At 45.5% G+C, this 18,523-nt stretch carries 13 protein-coding genes; 7 read left to right on the top strand and 6 right to left on the bottom strand.

Annotation, left to right across the window (positions count from 1 at the left end; genetic code table 11):
- Positions 1-209: 209 nt before the first annotated feature.
- On the top strand, positions 210-3,653 hold the full coding sequence (locus tag MHN02_RS10205) for a PAS-domain containing protein (RefSeq protein WP_239245902.1): 3,444 nt from the start codon (positions 210-212) through the stop codon (positions 3,651-3,653).
- A 47-nt stretch (positions 3,654-3,700) separates the two neighbouring features.
- Here the strand turns inward: MHN02_RS10205 and MHN02_RS10200 are convergent, their stop codons facing one another.
- A complete protein-coding gene (locus tag MHN02_RS10200; protein WP_014950819.1) occupies positions 3,701-4,324 on the bottom strand; it encodes a mechanosensitive ion channel family protein in 624 nt (207 codons plus the stop codon).
- Between the two features lie 276 nt (positions 4,325-4,600).
- Between MHN02_RS10200 and rimK the strand changes: the two genes are divergently transcribed.
- From rimK to MHN02_RS10180, 4 genes are all read left to right on the top strand, one after another.
- A complete protein-coding gene (gene rimK, locus MHN02_RS10195; protein WP_239245900.1) occupies positions 4,601-5,506 on the top strand; it encodes a 30S ribosomal protein S6--L-glutamate ligase in 906 nt (301 codons plus the stop codon).
- Positions 5,507-5,554: 48 nt separating this feature from the next.
- Entirely contained in the window at positions 5,555-6,586 is a 1,032-nt protein-coding gene (locus MHN02_RS10190; RefSeq protein WP_014950821.1) for a succinylglutamate desuccinylase/aspartoacylase family protein, read from the top strand.
- A gap of 17 nt (positions 6,587-6,603) precedes the next feature.
- Complete coding sequence (locus tag MHN02_RS10185; protein WP_014950822.1) at positions 6,604-7,038, top strand: RimK/LysX family protein; 435 nt, start codon at positions 6,604-6,606, stop codon at positions 7,036-7,038.
- Positions 7,039-7,106: 68 nt separating this feature from the next.
- Entirely contained in the window at positions 7,107-8,096 is a 990-nt protein-coding gene (locus MHN02_RS10180) for an amino acid ABC transporter substrate-binding protein (RefSeq protein WP_239245897.1), read from the top strand.
- Here MHN02_RS10180 and MHN02_RS10175 read toward each other — a convergent pair.
- Positions 8,056-8,700, bottom strand: a complete 645-nt coding sequence (locus MHN02_RS10175) for a response regulator transcription factor (RefSeq protein ID WP_014999658.1) — start codon at positions 8,698-8,700, stop codon at positions 8,056-8,058. The two genes, MHN02_RS10180 and MHN02_RS10175, sit on opposite strands and share 41 nt — an antisense overlap.
- 18 nt (positions 8,701-8,718) lie before the next feature.
- Positions 8,719-10,665: an acetate--CoA ligase gene (gene acs, locus MHN02_RS10170; protein ID WP_239245894.1), complete on the bottom strand. Its 1,947-nt coding sequence runs from the start codon at positions 10,663-10,665 to the stop codon at positions 8,719-8,721.
- A 245-nt stretch (positions 10,666-10,910) separates the two neighbouring features.
- Here acs and MHN02_RS10165 point away from each other — a divergent pair, with 245 nt between their 5' ends.
- The gene (locus MHN02_RS10165) at positions 10,911-12,074 is read left to right on the top strand and encodes a DcaP family trimeric outer membrane transporter (RefSeq protein ID WP_014950826.1); all 1,164 of its coding nucleotides are present in this window, start codon (positions 10,911-10,913) and stop codon (positions 12,072-12,074) included.
- A 92-nt stretch (positions 12,075-12,166) separates the two neighbouring features.
- Here MHN02_RS10165 and MHN02_RS10160 read toward each other — a convergent pair whose 3' ends face one another.
- The 3 genes from MHN02_RS10160 to MHN02_RS10150 form a co-directional block, all read right to left on the bottom strand.
- Positions 12,167-13,321, bottom strand: a complete 1,155-nt coding sequence (locus MHN02_RS10160) for a Na/Pi symporter (RefSeq protein WP_239245892.1) — start codon at positions 13,319-13,321, stop codon at positions 12,167-12,169.
- Positions 13,322-13,431: 110 nt separating this feature from the next.
- On the bottom strand, positions 13,432-14,484 hold the full coding sequence (locus tag MHN02_RS10155) for an aldo/keto reductase (protein ID WP_239245890.1): 1,053 nt from the start codon (positions 14,482-14,484) through the stop codon (positions 13,432-13,434).
- An 82-nt stretch (positions 14,485-14,566) separates the two neighbouring features.
- A complete protein-coding gene (locus MHN02_RS10150) occupies positions 14,567-15,625 on the bottom strand; it encodes a hypothetical protein (protein ID WP_014980384.1) in 1,059 nt (352 codons plus the stop codon).
- Between the two features lie 393 nt (positions 15,626-16,018).
- Between MHN02_RS10150 and MHN02_RS10145 the strand changes: the two genes are divergently transcribed.
- A complete protein-coding gene (locus MHN02_RS10145; protein ID WP_239245888.1) occupies positions 16,019-18,496 on the top strand; it encodes a S8 family serine peptidase in 2,478 nt (825 codons plus the stop codon).
- Positions 18,497-18,523: the final 27 nt, after the last annotated feature.

Here is an 18,523-nt window from a genome sequence, read left to right as displayed (position 1 = left end):
CCTAACGCCCGGCTTTGTTAACGTTATTGCTGCGTGTTACGTGGTTGAGGAAAGACAATCACAAGCAGCAAAGTCAAGCATTTAGGAGCTCGCGTATTACTCTAGACCTGCCTTTAAAAATTCAAAATGAGACCATGGTCGTAGGTAGACCATGGTCGAAATGATTATAATAGCGACAGCATTGTTAAAACTAAGTTAAAAGGAACGTTATGGTTTTTGGTTGGGTAACACTTGCAGTACTGTACCTCTTCTTGCTGTTTTCACTGGCGAGTTGGGGTGAAAAGAACTCGCCCACCGCTAGAGCACTAACGTCACATCCCGCTATATATTCGCTGGCCCTCGCTATTTATTGTACCGCATGGACTTTTTTCGGCATGGTAGGCCAAGCAAGTAGAGACACCTGGATTTACCTGCCAATCATGCTTGGGCCTATTCTCGTTTACGTCTTGGGTTATAAGTTTATTTACAAGTTAACCCTCGTCAGCAAGAAGCAACACATCACTACCATTTCCGACTTCATCGCGTCGCGCTATGGAAAGCGCCAAACCGTAGCTTTGGTAGTTACGCTTATCGCGCTCCTTGCCACTATTCCTTATATCGCGCTTCAACTAAAAGCAGTGGGCGCTACTTTCCAACTTCTTACTCAGCAGCCTAACAGCAACGGCATTATTATTGCCGCCACTGGCTTCATCGCGGCATTCGCAATATATTTCGGTACCCGGCAAACGGACGTCACCGAATACCGACGGGGCTTGATGCTGGCTATCGCCTTCGAGTCGACCATTAAATTGCTGGCGTTAGTGCTGGTTGCCATTGTTGGTTATAGTGCGTGGAAGCGCACCCAGTCTGGTCCATTCTTCGAAAGTTTCACCAATGAAATAGCCTTGGCGCAGTTTGGTTCGTTTACTTTCATCGCTCAAACTATCATGGCGGCAGCGGCCATTGTTTGTTTGCCTAGGCAGTTTCACGTTGCCATTATTGATAACCTAAGCCTTGGTCATCTGCGCACGGCAAGGTGGTTATTCCCTCTCTACCTGACCATCATTTCAGCGGTAATTCCTATTATCGCCATTGCAGGCAAAGCCATTTTTGCTGGCGCTAATATCGAGCCCGACTCTTACGTACTGTCGCTGGCTGTATTTTCAGAGTCAGTTCTTCTTCAAGTGATTGTTTTTGTAGGCGGGCTCTCTGCCGCAACAGCTATGATCATTGTGGCAACACTCACACTGAGTACTATGCTCACCAACGATGTGATTCTGCCGCGTTTTCTTGCATTTACAGGCAATACCGATGACAAACAGGACGTGTCGAGCAAAATCAGGCTTATTCGCCGTATCGTCATCGCGTTTATCTTGCTTATGGCGTTTTTGTACCACCAGCAAATGACCAGCAGCCGCTCGCTTCATTCAATTGGGCTTATTGCGTTCTCGTTAGTTATCCAGCTTATGCCAGCCATTGTTGGCGGACTTTACTGGAAGCGCGCGCATGCGCACGGGGTTTACGCAGGGCTAATGGTGGGATTAGTGATTTGGGTTTTGTGGCTTGTACTTCCCATTGTGAGCGAGCAAGTTTCACAAATGGAACAAAACGAACTCATTAGCCAAGGCGCTATGATTAGCTTAGCGGCAAACAGCTTTGTTTACATACTCTTTTCACACTTTGCACCGCAGCGTCTTATCGACAGAATGCAAGCTGAAGCCTTTGTGTCTCCTGCCATTTCCACTAACAATACCGTTAAAGCGCAGGCAACTAACGTGACCGTCTCCGATCTTATAACGCTATTGTCGACCTTTATGGGATCCGGTCGTTGTGAACAATTGTTGGAACAATATCAGCAACTCAATAATTGCCAATTAAAGCACGACGATACGCCGAATGAGTCGTTTTTATCATTTTGCGAACGCGCCTTGGGTGGCGTTATTGGCGCATCGAGTGCCAAAGTACTGCTAGACAGCGCATTGCGTGGTAAGAAGATGGACTTTACCGAGGTTATCAACTTCTTCGATGACACAACGCAAGCCATGCAATTTAATATGACTGCACTACTCACGTCACTTGAAAACATGGACCAAGGCATTAGCGTAGTCGATAAACACTTAAATTTGGTAGCGTGGAATAAACGCTATGCCAACCTCTACCCTTACCCTGATAACTTGTTGGCAGTAGGTACGCCTATAGAAAAGCTTATTCGGTATAACGCTTCACAAGGTGAGTTCGGCACAGATAACGTAGACGGTGAAGTAGAAAAAAGGCTGGCTCATTTGCGCTCTGGTATGCCCCATCGCTTCACACGACAACGAATGGATGGACGGGTTATTGAGATGGTAGGTAATCCTTTACCTGGCGGAGGCTTCGTAACAAGTTTCAACGACATCACCGGACACGTGGAAATACAGCAAGCGCTTGAAGAATCAAACATTGACCTTGAGGCTCGTATTAAGAAGCGCACTGAAGAAGTACACTCCATAAACGCCGAGCTTCGACTTGAAATAGAACGGCGCTCTGATGCCGAGAAAGAACTGATAAGGGCACGAAAGGCTGCAGAAGATGCCAATGCCAGTAAAACCCGCTTCTTGGCGCTCGCAAGCCATGATGTTTTGCAGCCGCTAAATGCGGCCAAGCTCTACGTGAGCGCCCTTGAAGAACAAGAACTGACTGAGTCAGCGCTAGCCATTATTCAAAAGCTTAGCCATAGCGTGACGTCTAGCGAAACACTCATTGGCACTTTGCTGGATATTGCACGCTTAGATCAAGGTGAAATGAAACCCGATATTGAGCCTATTGATGTAAGGACCCTGCTGTCACCACTTGTGGACGAAATGGCGATGCGCGCGCGGGAAAAAGGACTTGGTTTTAAAGCGATTATACGCCCGTGCTGGGTAAAAGCTGACAAAACGTACTTATACCGAATAACGCAAAACTTGCTTTCAAATGCGGTGAAATACACTGAAAGTGGACGCGTCTTGTTCATTATCAAGCCTGTCAAAGACACCGTTTATTTCAAAGTTATCGACACAGGTATTGGCATATCTACCGATAAAAAAGACAGCATTTTTGGTGACTTTTTCCGCGCAAACGAAAGCAAGGAACACGGTATAGGTCTTGGCTTGGGGGTTGTACGACGTTTAAGTCTGCAGTTGAACAGCGATATTAGTGTTACCTCGAAAATCGGCAAAGGCAGCTGCTTTGCGTTTAGCTTGGATAAAGCTGAGCCAAAACAGGTATCCAACGTTACAGCAAAGCCCCGCAGTACAACATTTACAGGCATGGACGTGCTTTGCGTGGACGATCAAAGAGAGAACTTAGATGCCATGCAGACCCTATTACAGAAATGGGGAATCAATGTGGTGCTTGCGAACAATTGGGATGACGCGTTGAAAGTCTGTGAGACTATTCAGCCTCAAATCTTACTCATGGATTATCAGCTCAGTCATGACAGCGAGAAAAATGGGCTAGCTTTGATTGAAGAGATAAGACATCGACTTAATATTGTGGTGCCAGCAGCGCTTATAACGGCGACACCAGATGAAAGCTTAGTTACACAGTGTAAAGCCCAAGGCGTAAACTTCTTAGCTAAACCGCTAAAACCAGCGAAACTGCGCGCACTACTTCAAAGTATGACGCGCTACATCAGGGAGGCGAAAAACGTGTAGCTAGTAGCTTGCTGCAGTTTTTTCGCTATATGTTTAAGGAAAGACGTCTAGAGTAATTCGTCGTGTGGTTTACTTTCTTCAATTTTGACCACCGGCGTTTCTACGCTCGACTTTGCCACCACTTTTCCCATTGCTCCCCACTTCTCTTTAGGGTTTAGCAAAACAGGACGGGTTAAAATTAGGTTATTAGGATACATGAGGGTTTCACGCTCAGCGGTAAGCAAGCGCGTGCTAAACGGCCCTACATCGGCAATCACACCTTCAATGAAGTTATCGCCGTCGAGAATGCGCACATAATTACCTCTGCGATACGCTACGTTTGTGAGCAAAATAAAGTACGCAGTGATGTTACTGATGAGTGACCAACTAGCAAAAAGCGCAACACCGGTTACCGTGATGATAGAAGTGGAAAGCACTAAGAGCCCAGAAAAATCGATCCCCCATGCTAGCAACAACAAGGCTAACGATACTGTAGCGACAATAACCCGTGCAGCAAAAAGTCCTTTAATAGCACTATTTGATTTTAGCTTTGACTTTACGATGTTGGTTTCTAATTTTGGCAGCAACTTACGAGACATCGCCAAATAAATTAGTAAAACCAAACCACTCCACACGACATTTGACTGGTACTGAGTTAACCACGCCAAAAACCCATGCCACCACTCATTCATTAACCCAAATCCTTACATTTTTTCGTTAAGCAGACTGACCTTAAATTCTGATTTTACGTTAAAAAGGCCGACGCGCTCTAATGCTAACGTGAAAAACAGTCAAGTTCATGCATTAAAAGCAATCGACACAACAAGAATTATTCGTAAGACACCCCCGAACACTTACATTAGTATGCGCGCAAAAATGACTTGTCTATTTAACAATCACGTTCTAACGTGGTAGTAGATTGGTCGATAAAACGACAAAATAAAACACAAACTACAGGCTTTTTTATAATGCGCATTGCAATTCTTTCTAGAAATCCTCGTCTTTACTCTACTTCACGCTTAGTCGAAGCTGGGCAGGCTCGCGGGCATCAGGTTGACGTTATCGATACCATGCACTGCTACATGGATATCACCAGTGCGCGACCGTCGGTTCGCTATAACGGTAAGCGACTACCCTATTACGATGCAGTGATCCCGCGAATTGGCGCATCGGTTAGCTTTTACGGCACATCGGTCGTTCGCCAATTTGAAATGATGGGCACATACAGCCTTAACGAGTCGGTTGCTATCAGCCGCTCTCGAGATAAATTGCGTTCGTTGCAGCTTTTATCACGTAAAGGCATAGGTATGCCGAGAACAGGCTTCGCACACCACCCTGATAAAATCGACGATGTTATTAAGACGGTTGGCGGCGCCCCAGTGGTTATTAAGTTGCTTGAAGGCACGCAAGGTATTGGCGTGGTATTGGCAGACACGCAAAAAGCGGCAGAGTCGATCATTGAAGCCTTTATGGGTCTTAACGCCAGTATTTTAGTACAAGAATTCATTAAAGAAGCGGGCGGTGCAGATATTCGTTGCTTCGTGGTAGGTGGAAAAGTTGTAGCAGCGATGAAGCGCCAAGCAGCACCTGGGGAATTCCGCTCTAACCTTCACCGTGGCGGTCAGGCAAGTTTAGTTCGTCTAAGTCCAGCGGAACGCAAAACAGCGGTAGATGCGGCTAAAACGATGGGACTAAATTGTTGTGGCGTAGATATTCTTCGTTCGATCAACGGTCCAGTCGTTATGGAAGTAAACTCTTCGCCGGGCCTTGAAGGCATTGAGAAAGCGACCAATAAGGATGTCGCCAGTATGATCATCGAGTTCATTGAAAAAAGCGCAGAGCCGCACAAAACAAAAACCCGTGGAAAGGGCTAGCGCCCTTTAACCTTTGCTATGCAATAACGTAAATATAGGAAAACGTTAGTGGTAAATGATGTTTTAAGAATTGGGGGTGAAAACATTGCTCCTGGCGAAACAAAAAAGATTGAGTTAGAAATGCCGCCGTTGTACACGGCCACCAATATGAGCATTCCGGTTTACGTTAAACGAGGAAAGCGACCAGGTCCCATTATGTTCGTCAGCGCAGCCATTCACGGTGACGAATTAAATGGCATCGAAATAGTAGGCAGACTTATCCGCTCAAAAGCGATCGAACGCCTAAGAGGAACCCTTATCGCGGTGCCTATGGTTAATGTGTACGGCGTACTAAACCAGTCTCGTTATTTACCCGATAGACGCGATTTGAACCGCAGTTTTCCAGGGAGTAAAAAAGGTTCGCTTGCCGGAAGGTTAGCCAACTTGTTTTTCAAAGAAGTGGTAAGTAAGTGCGATGTCGGCATTGACCTTCACACCGGCGCTATACACCGTAGTAACTTGCCACAGATTCGCGCTGACTTAGACGACCCAGAAGTACTGGAAATGGCAAAAGCGTTTGGCGTACCTGTACTACTTAACGCAGAGTTACGCGATGGCTCTTTGCGCGAATCGGCCAGTGAAAGTGGCGTTAAAATTCTGCTTTACGAAGCAGGCCAAGCGTTACGTTATGACGAGTTTTCTATTCGTGCCGGCGTAAGAGGCATTATTAATACCATGCGTCATTTGGGCATGCTGAATAAAAGCCGAAGCAAGGGCCACAGTATCGAGCGTTTTATAGCGCGCCAAAGTGGATGGGTTCGAGCGCCAGAAAGTGGCTTTGTGACGCATTTAGCGCAGCTAGGTGACCATGTTGAGAAAGGTGACAAACTGGCCATTATTGCTGATCCGTTTGGCAATTATTTAGACAGCCTTGAAAGCCCTGCAGAAGGTGTTGTAATTGGTAAACAAAATATTCCGCTTACCCAAGAAGGTGAAGCGGTATACCACATAGCATACTTTTCAGAGCCTGATACTGTTGCAGAACACGTAGAATTATTACAAGACAATTTATTGCCACCAGAACAGGGTCCTGTTTTATAAAATTGGTAGAAAAACTGATGAACAATAAAAAAATTGTTGGTGCGGTAGAGCTGTGCGATTTACCCAAACTCGCCATCTCTGATTTGAACGTACGCGTTGATACAGGGGCGGCAACGTCTTCACTCCACGTTGATAACATTGAAGAGTTTGATCAAGACGGTGAATTATGGATTAAATTTGATATTCATCCGGACATTCACAACGTTGAACGCGTGGTTCGAAGAGAAGCACGTGTAGAAGGACAAAAACGCGTAAAAAGCTCAACGGCTACACTTGAGAAGCGCTATGTTATAATTACGCCTATAATAATGGACGGGTACCAGTGGGATATTCAGTTAACCCTAACGGACCGCTCTGAAATGACCTATTTGATGCTGCTCGGAAGAGAAGCGATGAGTGGTCAATTTATTGTAGACCCCGAACACGACTTTTTGCTGACGGGGAAAGACTAGCAATACAAGTTTGCCAATGGTTATTCAACGTTAATACCTGCGGCAACTTGCAGTAAGGCATGCGTTTAGTGCATGAAATACAAAATATGGACGTTACGAAAAAAGCCCTAAGTGTTGCCGCTTTACTGTTGAGTGTATTTACACTATTGAGTGCTCATGCTCAGCAGCAAAACATAAATGAGGTAAGTACTGACTTACCCCACACCGTTCTCCGCTTGCCAAATATTCATCCTGGACGAGACGCCGTATACGCCTACGCTAAACGTCTTCTCACAGAATCACTGCGCGTTACTGAACCTCAATACGGTTCTTTTGAACTGATTGTCAGCGACCAAGAAACGGCGCAAGAACGTCAACTACGCAGCCTTGAACACAACATGCTAGACGTGACGTGGAGCGTTACCTCGACAGAGCGTGAACGTCAGTTCCTGCCCATTCGCATTCCCATTATGGCAGGTCTTTTTGGTAAGCGTGCACTGCTGGTCAGAGAAGGCGATACGCGACTTAAAGAAGTAAAGTCATTAAACGCGTTACGAGCATACCGCGCGGTTTTGGGCTACGACTGGCCCGATACGAAGATATTTCGCGCAAACGACATTCCTGTTCTAGAAACGACTTATCGAGCTTCATTTCGCATTGTCTCTGAAGGCTTTGCTGATATGTTTCCAAGAAGTGTTATGGAAATTAAAGAAGAACTCGCTGATAAGGCGCTCTCACGCGGTCTGACTATCGATGATCACCTTATCATTTCATATCCAAGCCCTATCTTTTTCTTTGTAGGAAGCGACAATCAATCGCTTGCCGGGCGCATTGCTGAGGGCTTGCTCATACTGTTCGAGACAGGTAAGTTTCAAGAACTACTGTTAGCTCATGAAAACTTCAGAGAGGGAATGGCACTGATTGAAGGGCGAACCGTCATTGAGATTAGCAATCCACTGCTAAGTGAACAGAGCCGCCTGGCATTAGAAAAGTTTTTACCTGAGTTTTCTTCGTCACAAGCGATGAAGCAGTTTGACGCTACTGAACGGGTGGCTCCAGTTCAAGTTGTGAAGCAATAAGTACTGCTTGCGTGCGGTTGTTTATACCTAACTTTTTGAAAATCGCCGTTACGTGGGCTTTAACAGTAGCTTCGGCTATATCTAAGTTAAATCCTATTTGCTTGTTTAGCAGACCGTCTCGCATATAGCAAAGCACTTTGTATTGCGAGGGCGTAAGCGATGCTACTTTGTCCGCCAACTCTGAGAACTCTTCGTTTACCTCATCAACGTTTTCACTTAAATTATCAGGTAGCCATACATCGCCATCTAAAATTGCTTCTACGGCGTTTGCAATATCTTGCGCACTGGCAGTTTTTGGGATGAACCCTAGCGCGCCCACGCTAATAATCTTTGAAATAAGTGTGGTGTCTTCTGTGCCAGAGACTACGGCAACAGGAAGTTCGGGAAAGAGTTTTCGAATATGCAGCAAGCCAAACAAATCATTGCTACCCGGCATGTGCAAATCAAGCAACAATAAGTCGATATCCTCGTTGTTGAGAATATCGACTGTAGTGTTAAGGTCTCCCGCCTCTTTGAGGGTTAAGGCTGGAAGTGACAACGACAACGCGCCTCTTAGTGCATCGCGATACAGCGGATGATCATCAGCGATTAGAAGGGTTATCATTGTCTATATCCTTAGTTTTTACTTATTTAGACGTTCCTCTATCAGTGTATCAACAACCGATGGATCCGCCAACGTAGATGTGTCACCTAATTGCTCATGCTCATTGGCGGCAATCTTACGCAAAATACGGCGCATAATTTTACCAGAGCGGGTTTTAGGTAATCCACGAGACCATTGGATCATATCAGGTGTAGCAATCGGGCTTAGCTCTTGACGCACCCACGCCTTAAGCTCTTTAGTGAGGGCTTCATCTGCTTCAACCCCTTCATTTGGCGTTACGTAAACATAGATACCCTGCCCTTTGATATCATGTGGGAAGCCAACAACGGCAGCCTCAGCCACTTTAGGATGGGCAACAAGTGCGCTTTCGATTTCAGCGGTACCCAAACGGTGTCCAGAAACGTTTAGCACGTCATCTACACGACCGGTGATCCAGTAAAAGCCATCTTCGTCGCAACGAGCACCATCACCGGTGAAGTACACACCTTTGTATGCGCTAAAGTAGGTGTTAATAAAGCGCTGATGATCGCCATAAACCGTTCGAGCTTGGCTCGGCCAGCTGTCTTTAATAACAAGATTACCTTCTGCTGCCCCTTCAAGCTCATTACCGTCAGCATCAAATAGCGCAGGCTGAATGCCGAAGAATGGACGAGTCGCTGAGCCAGGTTTCAACTCCGTAGCGCCAGGTAAAGGCAGGATCATGTGTCCACCTGTTTCTGTCTGCCACCATGTATCGATGATAGGACAACGGCTCATACCAATTACGCGGTGGTACCATTCCCATGCTTCAGGATTAATAGGTTCACCTACTGTTCCTAACAGACGAAGCGATGAGACATCACACCCTTCAGCTGGAACATCTCCGTGGGCCATTAATGCGCGGATCGCAGTTGGTGCGGTATATAAACTATTTACTTTGTATTTTTCCACTACCTGAGCAATACGCTTAACGTCTGGATAGGTTGGTACACCCTCAAAGAACACTTGTGATGCGGCGTTCACCATAGGGCCATAAACCATGTAGCTGTGGCCTGTGATCCAGCCTACATCAGCGGTACACCAATAAACATCGTCTTCTTTGTAGTCAAAGGCATATTTAAAGGTCATCGCAGAATATAAGAGATACCCACCCGTGGTGTGTACTACACCTTTTGGCGTTCCAGTAGAGCCTGATGTATAAAGGATAAACAGTGGGTCTTCCGCGTTCATTACCTCTGGTTCACACTGCGCTGACACGCCATCAACAGCGTCATGCCACCACACATCGTGCTTAGCATTCCAGTCTACTTCTCCTCCTGTTAGCTTATGAACTAAAACATGAGTAATAGACGGACACGCATCACCAGACAGTGCTTTATCCACATTCGCTTTCAGTGGAATACTTCTTCCAGCACGACGACCTTCATCAGCAGTAATCACGACTTTGGCGTTGCTGTCGTTGATACGATCGGCAATAGCGTTAGGTGAAAATCCACCGAAAATCACCGAGTGCACTGCACCAATTCGGGCACACGCTAGCATGGCGTAGGCAGCCTCAGGTACCATGGGCATGTAAATCGCAACACGATCACCTTTTGCTACGCCCATTTCTTTAAGTGCATTCGCTAATTTACAAACTTCATAGTGCACTTGTTGATACGTGATATCTTGGCTATCTTCTGGTGAGTCACCTTCCCAGTGAAAGGCGACTTTTGTGGCATTATCAGCTAGATGGCGGTCAATACAGTTGTAGCTGGCATTTAACTCACCATCTTCAAACCACTTAATAGACACATCGTTTTCACCAAACATTGTGTTTTTAATTTTGGTGGGCTTTTGATACCACTCAACCATGGATGCGTGCTCAGCCCAGAACGCTTCAGGTTGCTCTACAGATTGCTTATACATCTCATCATATTGAGATGCGGTTAAATGTGTAGACTGAAGAATGTTCTCAGGCACAGGATAAGTTTTGCTGGCGGTCATAAAGATTGCCTCCAATATCAATGATGTAAAATTCTTGTTGTATGGTGAAACACTCTAGCCATTCACCCACAAAGCAAAATGAGACTTTGGTCTTAGCAGCATACAACTAAGGTTCTACTAGAAAAGTATTACGACTATAGTCTTATGCGACCATTGGCTTATTTAATTTTGAGATAATAAGTACACAATCAGCAATGTTAACGTTGAATTTACATTTATTTAACCACTTTTTTGGAACAGACACGATGAAAGCTAAAATAAAAAATACGGCTACAGCAGTAGCGCTGTGCCTGGCAGCATCTACAGGTGCAGCACAAGCAGCAACAATCGGCGACACAAGTGTGAAATTCACAGGCTACATTAAAGTCGACGCTATGGTTAGTGACTACTCAGATGGCACCATTGCATCAGGTAGCGTAGGTCGCGATTTCTATATTCCTTCACTAACACCTGTTGGTGGCGTTGACGAAGATCCACAATTTGACGCGCATATCAGAACGTCACGATTCCGCTTTGCTACTTCTACTCCAACTGCTGAAGGCGATACCATTAACGGTGTTTTCGAGCTCGACTTCATTGTAACGAGCGGCGGTGATGAGCGTATCAGTAACTCCTACGTGCCTCGTGTTCGCCATGCATACCTTACCTACAAAAACTGGTTGGTAGGTCAAACTTGGACGACATTCATGGACGTTGGTTCACTACCAGAGTCTCTTGATTTCATTGGTACGACTGACGGTATTACCTTTGGTCGTCAAGTTATGGTGAGATATACCAACGGCGGCCTTCAGCTTGCGCTAGAAAACCCAGAATCAACCATTACGCCATTTGGCGGTGGTAGCCGAATTACGAGTGACGACAACAGCGTTCCAGACTTTGTAGCTGCCTATACGTCAAAGTATGACTGGGGTTATGTAAAAGTTGCGGGCTTATTAAGACAGTTGTCTTACGATAATGCCGCTGGCATTGATGCGGACGAAACCAGCTTTGGTGTATCGGTAACCGGTAAATACAATTTGTCTAATGGCGACGATATTCGCTTCACGTTCAACACGGGTAAAGGTTTAGGCAGATATTCCGCGCTAAACGCAGTTAATGGTGCAGTACTTACCGAAAGCGGCGACCTTGAAGCCATAGACTCAACAGGTTACGGCATTGCGTATCGTCACAAGTGGAGCGAAAAAGCGCGCAGTAGCATCATGTTCTCGGCGTTTGAAGCAGACAATGACGTATCATTAACAGGTTTAGCCACCACTGAAAGCACTTATAGTACACGTGTAAACTACTTGTACTCGCCAACTAAAGCGCTAACCGTTGGTGCTGAATACGCTTTCGCAAAGCGTGAGATTGAAGCCGGCCTTGAAGGCGACATGAACCGCTTCCAAGTTTCAGCAAAATACGCATTCTAAGAAATCCGCTAAGTTAAAAAAGAAAAACGGCACTGAGCTCATCAGCGCCGTTTTTTTGTGCATACAGAAAATAGAATGGCGCGCTACGTTAGCTACATAGTGGTGAAGATAATACCCAAAGGCATAATAAAGAATAAGCCACCGATATAAGCTGCGCCGTACATTTTCCGCTCTGCCGCTATCACTGATAATTGATAAGACAAATTGAGCGGAATATTGCGCAATAAAGGTAGCCCGTAAATAAGCGTAACGCCCAGAACGTTATAAATCAGGTGCACTAGCGCTATTTGTAGTGCAAATCCACTATTAACCCCCACTACACCCAACGCTGCGATAAGCGCAGTGATACATGTACCTATATTCGCGCCCAATGTGAACGGATAGATATCCTTAGCTTTTAAAATTCCACTACCAACCAAAGGTACCATAAGCGATGTAGTAGTTGACGAGGATTGCACTAGCACGGTCATCACAGCACCCGACGTTATTCCAGAGAGCGGACCTTTTCCTATGCTGGTATGCAATAGCGCCTTTGCCTTGCCCACCATAAGTGATTTCATAATTTTACCCATGTAGGTAATTGAAAACATAATAAGGCCAATGCCAAGAATTATTTTCGCTACGCCCGGATAAATAGAAGGTAAAAAGAAGAATGCTTGTGTAACCAAGTCTGTTACCGGTTGCGTCATCGCTTTAATAGGATTAACACCAGACACACCGATGGCTTCACCAGTATGGAGAAGCGCAACCAATTGGGCACTTAAAAACTCCAAAACACCAAACGCCATTTCAAGAGGTAAGAAAATTAGTACCGACAGTACATTAAAGAAGTCATGAATAGTGGCCGCATTGAAGGCTCGTTGAAACTCATCTTTTTTTGCAACATGACCAAGGCTCACCAATGTGTTGGTAATACTGGTCCCAATGTTGGCACCCATCATCATGGGTATAGCGATAGTTATGGGTAAACCACCCGCTACCATTCCGACAATAATAGAGGTAACCGTACTTGAAGACTGAATAAGTGCGGTACACACCATACCAATAATCAATCCCATGACAGGATTAGAAGCAAAACTAAAAAGAGATTTCGCATGGTCGCCAGTAGCAAATTTGAATCCGCTGCCAATCATGCTAACAGCTAATAACATCACATAGACTAACAAGGCTAAAAGAAGCCACTTACGCCAGTTATGTGCTTTTTCTAGCACGCTGTTCTGGGCTAGTTGAGGGTCAATCATTGACATAATACGCACAACTTCATACTTGAAAAACTCATAATATGACGTGCGTATTACACAAAAATGACGGGGAGTGAAGTGCTACCCCGCCATTCTTAGGAAGAAAATAAATTCGCTTAGAAGCCTAAAGGATACTGCCTTAGTACACTGTGAATGTCGTCCAATGTTTCCTTCGAAAGTGAAATATCAAACGCGTCTATATTTTCTTTAAGTTGAGGCACAGTGGTAGCACCAATAATTGTTGAGGTAACACCAGGTACTTGCTTACACCACGCCAACGCGAGCTGCGAAGATGTTATTCCTGCATTTTCTGCAATCTTCATATATTCTGCTGTAGCTGCCTGCGCTGGCGCTTTATCTCTAAATAACCCCATACGCTGAGCTAGTGTCCAACGACTACCTTCCGGTCTGGCTCCATCCTGATACTTACCACTTAACATACCCGTTGCTAACGGCGACCACGGAAGGTAAGCAATGTTCTCTAGTTCACACATTTCAATTAAATAAGGCCAGTCTTTCGCATGAAGTAAACTGAACTCATTTTGGATAGAAACTGGAAGCGGCATATCCAGCTCTTTGCAAAGTGTAAGAAAGGCGTGAATGCCCCAAGGCGTGTCATCTGACAGCCCCCAGTGTCTAATTTTCCCTTCATCCAGCGCGCGCTTAATGCCTAAAAGGATATCACGCATACCATCCAGTTCTTTTTCTCGATTGGTTTTGGTTGGATCAGCACCATCCGGCCAATGCTTACCGAAATGAGGTGTAACTCTATTCGGCCAATGAAGCTGGTAAACGTCGATATAATCGGTTTTTAAGCGCTCTAATGAATAGGTGAGTGCGTTTGCGATAGCGTCAGCTGTAATGGGCCCTGCGTTGCGAATGTACTTCAAACCGCTGCCAGCAATTTTAGTCATTAAAACAATGTCAGAGCGCTTTGATTCGTTCCGCGAAATCCAATTACCGATAATGCGCTCTGTATCGCCATAGGTATCTACATTTGGGGGAACAGGATACATTTCGGCCGTATCGACAAAGTTCACGCCTTTATCCAGGGCGAACGCCATTTGCTCGTCTGCATCTTGCTGGGTGTTTTGAATGCCCCATGTCATTGTGCCCAAACACACATCCGACACCTGTAAGTCGCTATTTCCTAAGCGGTTAAACTTCATTTTTGCTTCTACCTTGCTCGGCTTATACCTTATTGATGCAATAATGAGTCGACCGCTTAAGAAAGAAAAGTGCCCTCTGTGGTTATGAGGCTTTCTTAGTGGCCAACTCGGCTTCTACACTTGCTAGCCGCGCCTCAATATCTCTTTTGGACTCGACCATTTCATTCGCCAATTCTGCGAGTGATTTTAACTCTGCAAACCCTAACTTTCTCGTATCAATCATTTGATACTGACGCTTACAGCGATAAAAGAAAGTAAGAAAGTTAACAAAAGCTCGGTGAAATGTCGCAAAACTCTTGATCAATACCAGAATTAACACGATAGACGTGAGCGCAGCAATACTTAGACTGTAAATACGCACTTGGCCTTCTTGTTGTTCAATCATAGGTTTCAATGCGGTATCGACACCCTTTAGCTGTGTCTCCACATTATGTGCGCTTTGTCTGAACTCTCCGCGAAGGCCTTCATTGTGAGTTACACCAAACGTTGTGAACGCATCAACTAATTGCAACAGCGCTTCTCTATATTGTATCAATGACTCATCAAGCGCCGAACTATTGCGGTAATCAGCAACTAAACGCTCAGTCATTTCGTTCATCAACTTCGCATAATACCCTTCTTGGGTTATTTGATAATTTCGCGTGGCAAGTTGAATATTGGTTAACAACTCTCTTGATAATGGGTTTTGAGAAAGTGCCCCTTCGTTGAGTACCTTTTCTAGCTCGGAAATACGCCCTCTCAGCCCGTCATTTTGCGTGAGCCCAATTCGCTCTTGAAGTGAGACAACCTGTTGGAATACCCCACTGTAGGCCTCCATTGAGGCAGACAGGCTTTCGACATCGGCCACAGGAAGACGGTATTCATTGAACATGGGGACAAGGGTAGTAAGTCGCCCCTTGAACAAATACGACTGCTGAAGAAACTTGTCAAAGTAATCGGTGTCGTGGCGAAGTAAAAAATCCTTTTCGTGTCGTCTCATCTGAAGCAAATCTTGCCCCATTCTCAGTAGCGCATCTCGCTGCTGATTTAAGCCAATTAAACGCTGAGTGAAATAATGCTGACTTATCACCAGCATAGCCATTCCAATCACACAGATAAGGGTCATTAAAACCAATCGAGACTTAATTGAATCAAACTTCATGACAAACTCCTCTGGGGAGAAAACAGAGCGAATAAGACATAAACAAAAACTAATAAATGTTTAAATTTCGCCAACATACGCCATTACTATAGGTGCTTAACGTGACATTTTTTATTAAACCTTTGTAGCAATTTTGCGCATTATTAAATCAAAAAAAGTCACACATTTAGGGTGAAACCCCTATGTTCGAACAAAATTCAAACGGCCACTATTAGTGCGTACTTTGCTGCGATGACGTTAATCCAAAAACGCCGCGTTTTAATTAAGTACATGGCACGAATGCCATGCGCTTCAGCAACATAAACGCGTTCGGTAATGCTAACGACACAACAAGTCAAACGATTGTCTTAAGCATCTATGAAAAAGCGCAGCCTCAAGAATTTGGAGAAGAATATGAAGAAGTTCGCCCTATCTACGTTAGCTGCAGCTATGCTAGCAAGCCCGTCAGCCCACACACTTGCCGATGCCTACATTGGCTCACAAATGGCTGAGAAACTTGTGTCGCTCTCCCCTGCTGAATCGCTGATGGCTGTTGTTACGTACGATCAAATGTCACCACTTGCCGAGTCACAAATTACGCAATTATTAAACTTGGGTATTACAGAAGGCGTGCAATTTAAGAACCTTCCAATCATTGGTGTGGTGGCAACGAAGGCGCAAATTGAGGCTATTGCTCAATTCGACGGTGTACGATCAGTTTTTGCGAACCGTGAAATGAAGCTATACAACGCTGATGCACGTGAGATCACAGGCGTTGCTGATTTGCAGGGCGAAGGATTTGCTTCAAGAAACAACGTTGAGTTCACTGGTAAAGGCTCAACTATTTTAGTGATTGATTCGGGTATTGACGCTTCTCACCAAGACCACTTCTTTGGCGATACTGTGGTTGATAACGTGCAAGCAATATTGAATCCGGGTGCGCTTTCTATCGTTGGCGTAACGGGTCCAACACTATCAAACCAAGTGAATACCGACCTAAACTCAGGACACGGCACACACGTTGCCGGTACTATCGCGGGTAGCGGTGTAATGTCTGATGGCAAGCACCGTGGAGCAGCCCCAGATGCTGACATCATTGGCTATGGTTCAGGCGCAGCAGTGCTGCTTTTAGATACTATCGGCGGCTTCGACTACGCAATTAGCAAGCAATACACCTTCGACAACCCTATCAAAGTTATCAGCAACTCGTGGGGTTCTAGCGGCAAGTACGAACCACTCGGCCCTGTTTCGTTGGCAAGTTACAAAGCACATAACATGGGAATGATTAGTGTATTCGCAGCAGGTAACGATGGCCCTGGTGAAGACTCGCATAACCCATATGCACAAATTCCTTGGGGTATCTCTGTAGGTGCGGGTGACAAGTTCGGAAAACTCGCTGGCTTTTCATCTCGCGGATTAAAAGGCGAGACTGGCGACTTTACTATGCCTGACGGCACGCAATGGACATATAACAACGAAGTCTCTGTTGTCGCTCCAGGTGTGGACATTATCTCTACTCGCGCCGTACTGAACGCCGCCGCGAATGGTGGAGACGCAGACATAGATGCAATTGAACCTCAGAACCTTCCTTTCTACACCATGATTTCTGGCACATCTATGGCGACACCGCATGTTTCAGGCATTATCGCATTGATGCTGGAAGCGAACCCGAATCTTGATAACGCGACCATTAAGCGCTTGCTGCAAGAGACAGCCACTAACATGCCTGGTTATGAGCGCTGGGAAGTCGGAGCGGGTTACGTTAATGCACGTTCAGCAGTTGCTGCTGCCCTACTTGAAGATATGGACCATAAAGTTACGGTTAATAACTTGGATGGTAAAAGCTTTAAGGCAAATGCACTTGTAACCACCAGCGATCGAGTGGAAAACTTCGATGTTTTTTATTCACCGGTAGGAGAGCCTGAAGTTATTCCTTTTGAAGTAGGTTCAGAAGAGGTACTTGTTAAAGCGTCTGCCGATAGTTTTGCAAACTTAACCAAGCTTGTTCTTGTAGCCCCTGACGGCACTGAATATCGCGGTAACTTAACTACGCCAGTACTTTCTACCACCATGCGTGTTGCTGCACCAGCCATGCCTGGTACGTGGGGCGTATATGTTTATGGTTTAACATCACTCTCTGGTGTAGAAGCTGACCCATTAGGTTTAACTAACGGTCCGGGTTTACCTGAAACATTTAACGTCACCGTGTCGTTCGAAAATAGCGGCGGCTTTGAAGGTATGGACGACGTAGAAGGTCACCCTCAACAAAACGCCATAGAGTTCGCGGTAAGTGAGCGCTTAATGGACGCCATCAATAGTCGAGGCTTCTCACCTGATGCGCGTCTTAAACGCAAGGACTTTGCGCGCTATGCGGTAATGGGTGGAGCCGTTAGACAGTACCGTGACCTTTTGAATGAAGAACGTCCTAATATTGGTTCAGTACCTGGTTTTGACAAAGCGTTCGTTGAATCAGTAATGGTTAAAGGTGGCGCACTTAAAGATAAGCTTCGTACACAGTCTCCTGTACTTCGCAGCGTAAATGGTAGTGCTGACCCGTTCGCTAGTGTTACTAAGCTAGATATCGCTTACTCACTGGTACAGATGCTTGGCTTGGAAGAAGCAGCACTTAGTTTTGACCCTAACGCCGACATCGTTGTTGACTATAACGGTGAGCAAATTGTGCTAGAAGATCAAGACAGTATTCCGGCTGATATGAAAGGCTACGTTCAGTTAGCACTTACTTTGTCGTTGATTAACGCAGAGTTTGGTGTAAAGCAAAGTCCATTCAGCATCACGCCTACTATCACTGCGAGCTTCGCGCCAGATACGGTTATAACCAGAGCGCATTACGCTGTATTGGCTTCGCGCTTCTTTGCTCAGTATTTCGAATAAAATCGCAAACCACTGAAAACGGTGCCA

It is taken from the genome of Alteromonas sp. CNT1-28, from assembly GCF_022348345.1.
In the GTDB taxonomy this organism is placed as follows: domain Bacteria; phylum Pseudomonadota; class Gammaproteobacteria; order Enterobacterales; family Alteromonadaceae; genus Alteromonas; species Alteromonas macleodii.
This window is presented reverse-complemented; position numbering and strand designations above follow the sequence as displayed.

What these genes read in the sequence shown, in the direction of transcription:
- MHN02_RS10205 (WP_239245902.1), top strand. Translation starts at nt 210, where the DNA reads ATGGTTTTTGGTTGGGTAACACTTGCAGTACTGTACCTCTTCTTGCTG.
- MHN02_RS10200 (WP_014950819.1), bottom strand. Translation starts at nt 4,324, where the DNA reads ATGAATGAGTGGTGGCATGGGTTTTTGGCGTGGTTAACTCAGTACCAG.
- rimK (WP_239245900.1), top strand. Translation starts at nt 4,601, where the DNA reads ATGCGCATTGCAATTCTTTCTAGAAATCCTCGTCTTTACTCTACTTCA.
- MHN02_RS10185 (WP_014950822.1), top strand. Translation starts at nt 6,604, where the DNA reads ATGAACAATAAAAAAATTGTTGGTGCGGTAGAGCTGTGCGATTTACCC.
- MHN02_RS10175 (WP_014999658.1), bottom strand. Translation starts at nt 8,700, where the DNA reads ATGATAACCCTTCTAATCGCTGATGATCATCCGCTGTATCGCGATGCA.
- acs (WP_239245894.1), bottom strand. Translation starts at nt 10,665, where the DNA reads ATGACCGCCAGCAAAACTTATCCTGTGCCTGAGAACATTCTTCAGTCT.
- MHN02_RS10165 (WP_014950826.1), top strand. Translation starts at nt 10,911, where the DNA reads ATGAAAGCTAAAATAAAAAATACGGCTACAGCAGTAGCGCTGTGCCTG.
- MHN02_RS10160 (WP_239245892.1), bottom strand. Translation starts at nt 13,321, where the DNA reads ATGTCAATGATTGACCCTCAACTAGCCCAGAACAGCGTGCTAGAAAAA.
- MHN02_RS10155 (WP_239245890.1), bottom strand. Translation starts at nt 14,484, where the DNA reads ATGAAGTTTAACCGCTTAGGAAATAGCGACTTACAGGTGTCGGATGTG.
- MHN02_RS10150 (WP_014980384.1), bottom strand. Translation starts at nt 15,625, where the DNA reads ATGAAGTTTGATTCAATTAAGTCTCGATTGGTTTTAATGACCCTTATC.
- MHN02_RS10145 (WP_239245888.1), top strand. Translation starts at nt 16,019, where the DNA reads ATGAAGAAGTTCGCCCTATCTACGTTAGCTGCAGCTATGCTAGCAAGC.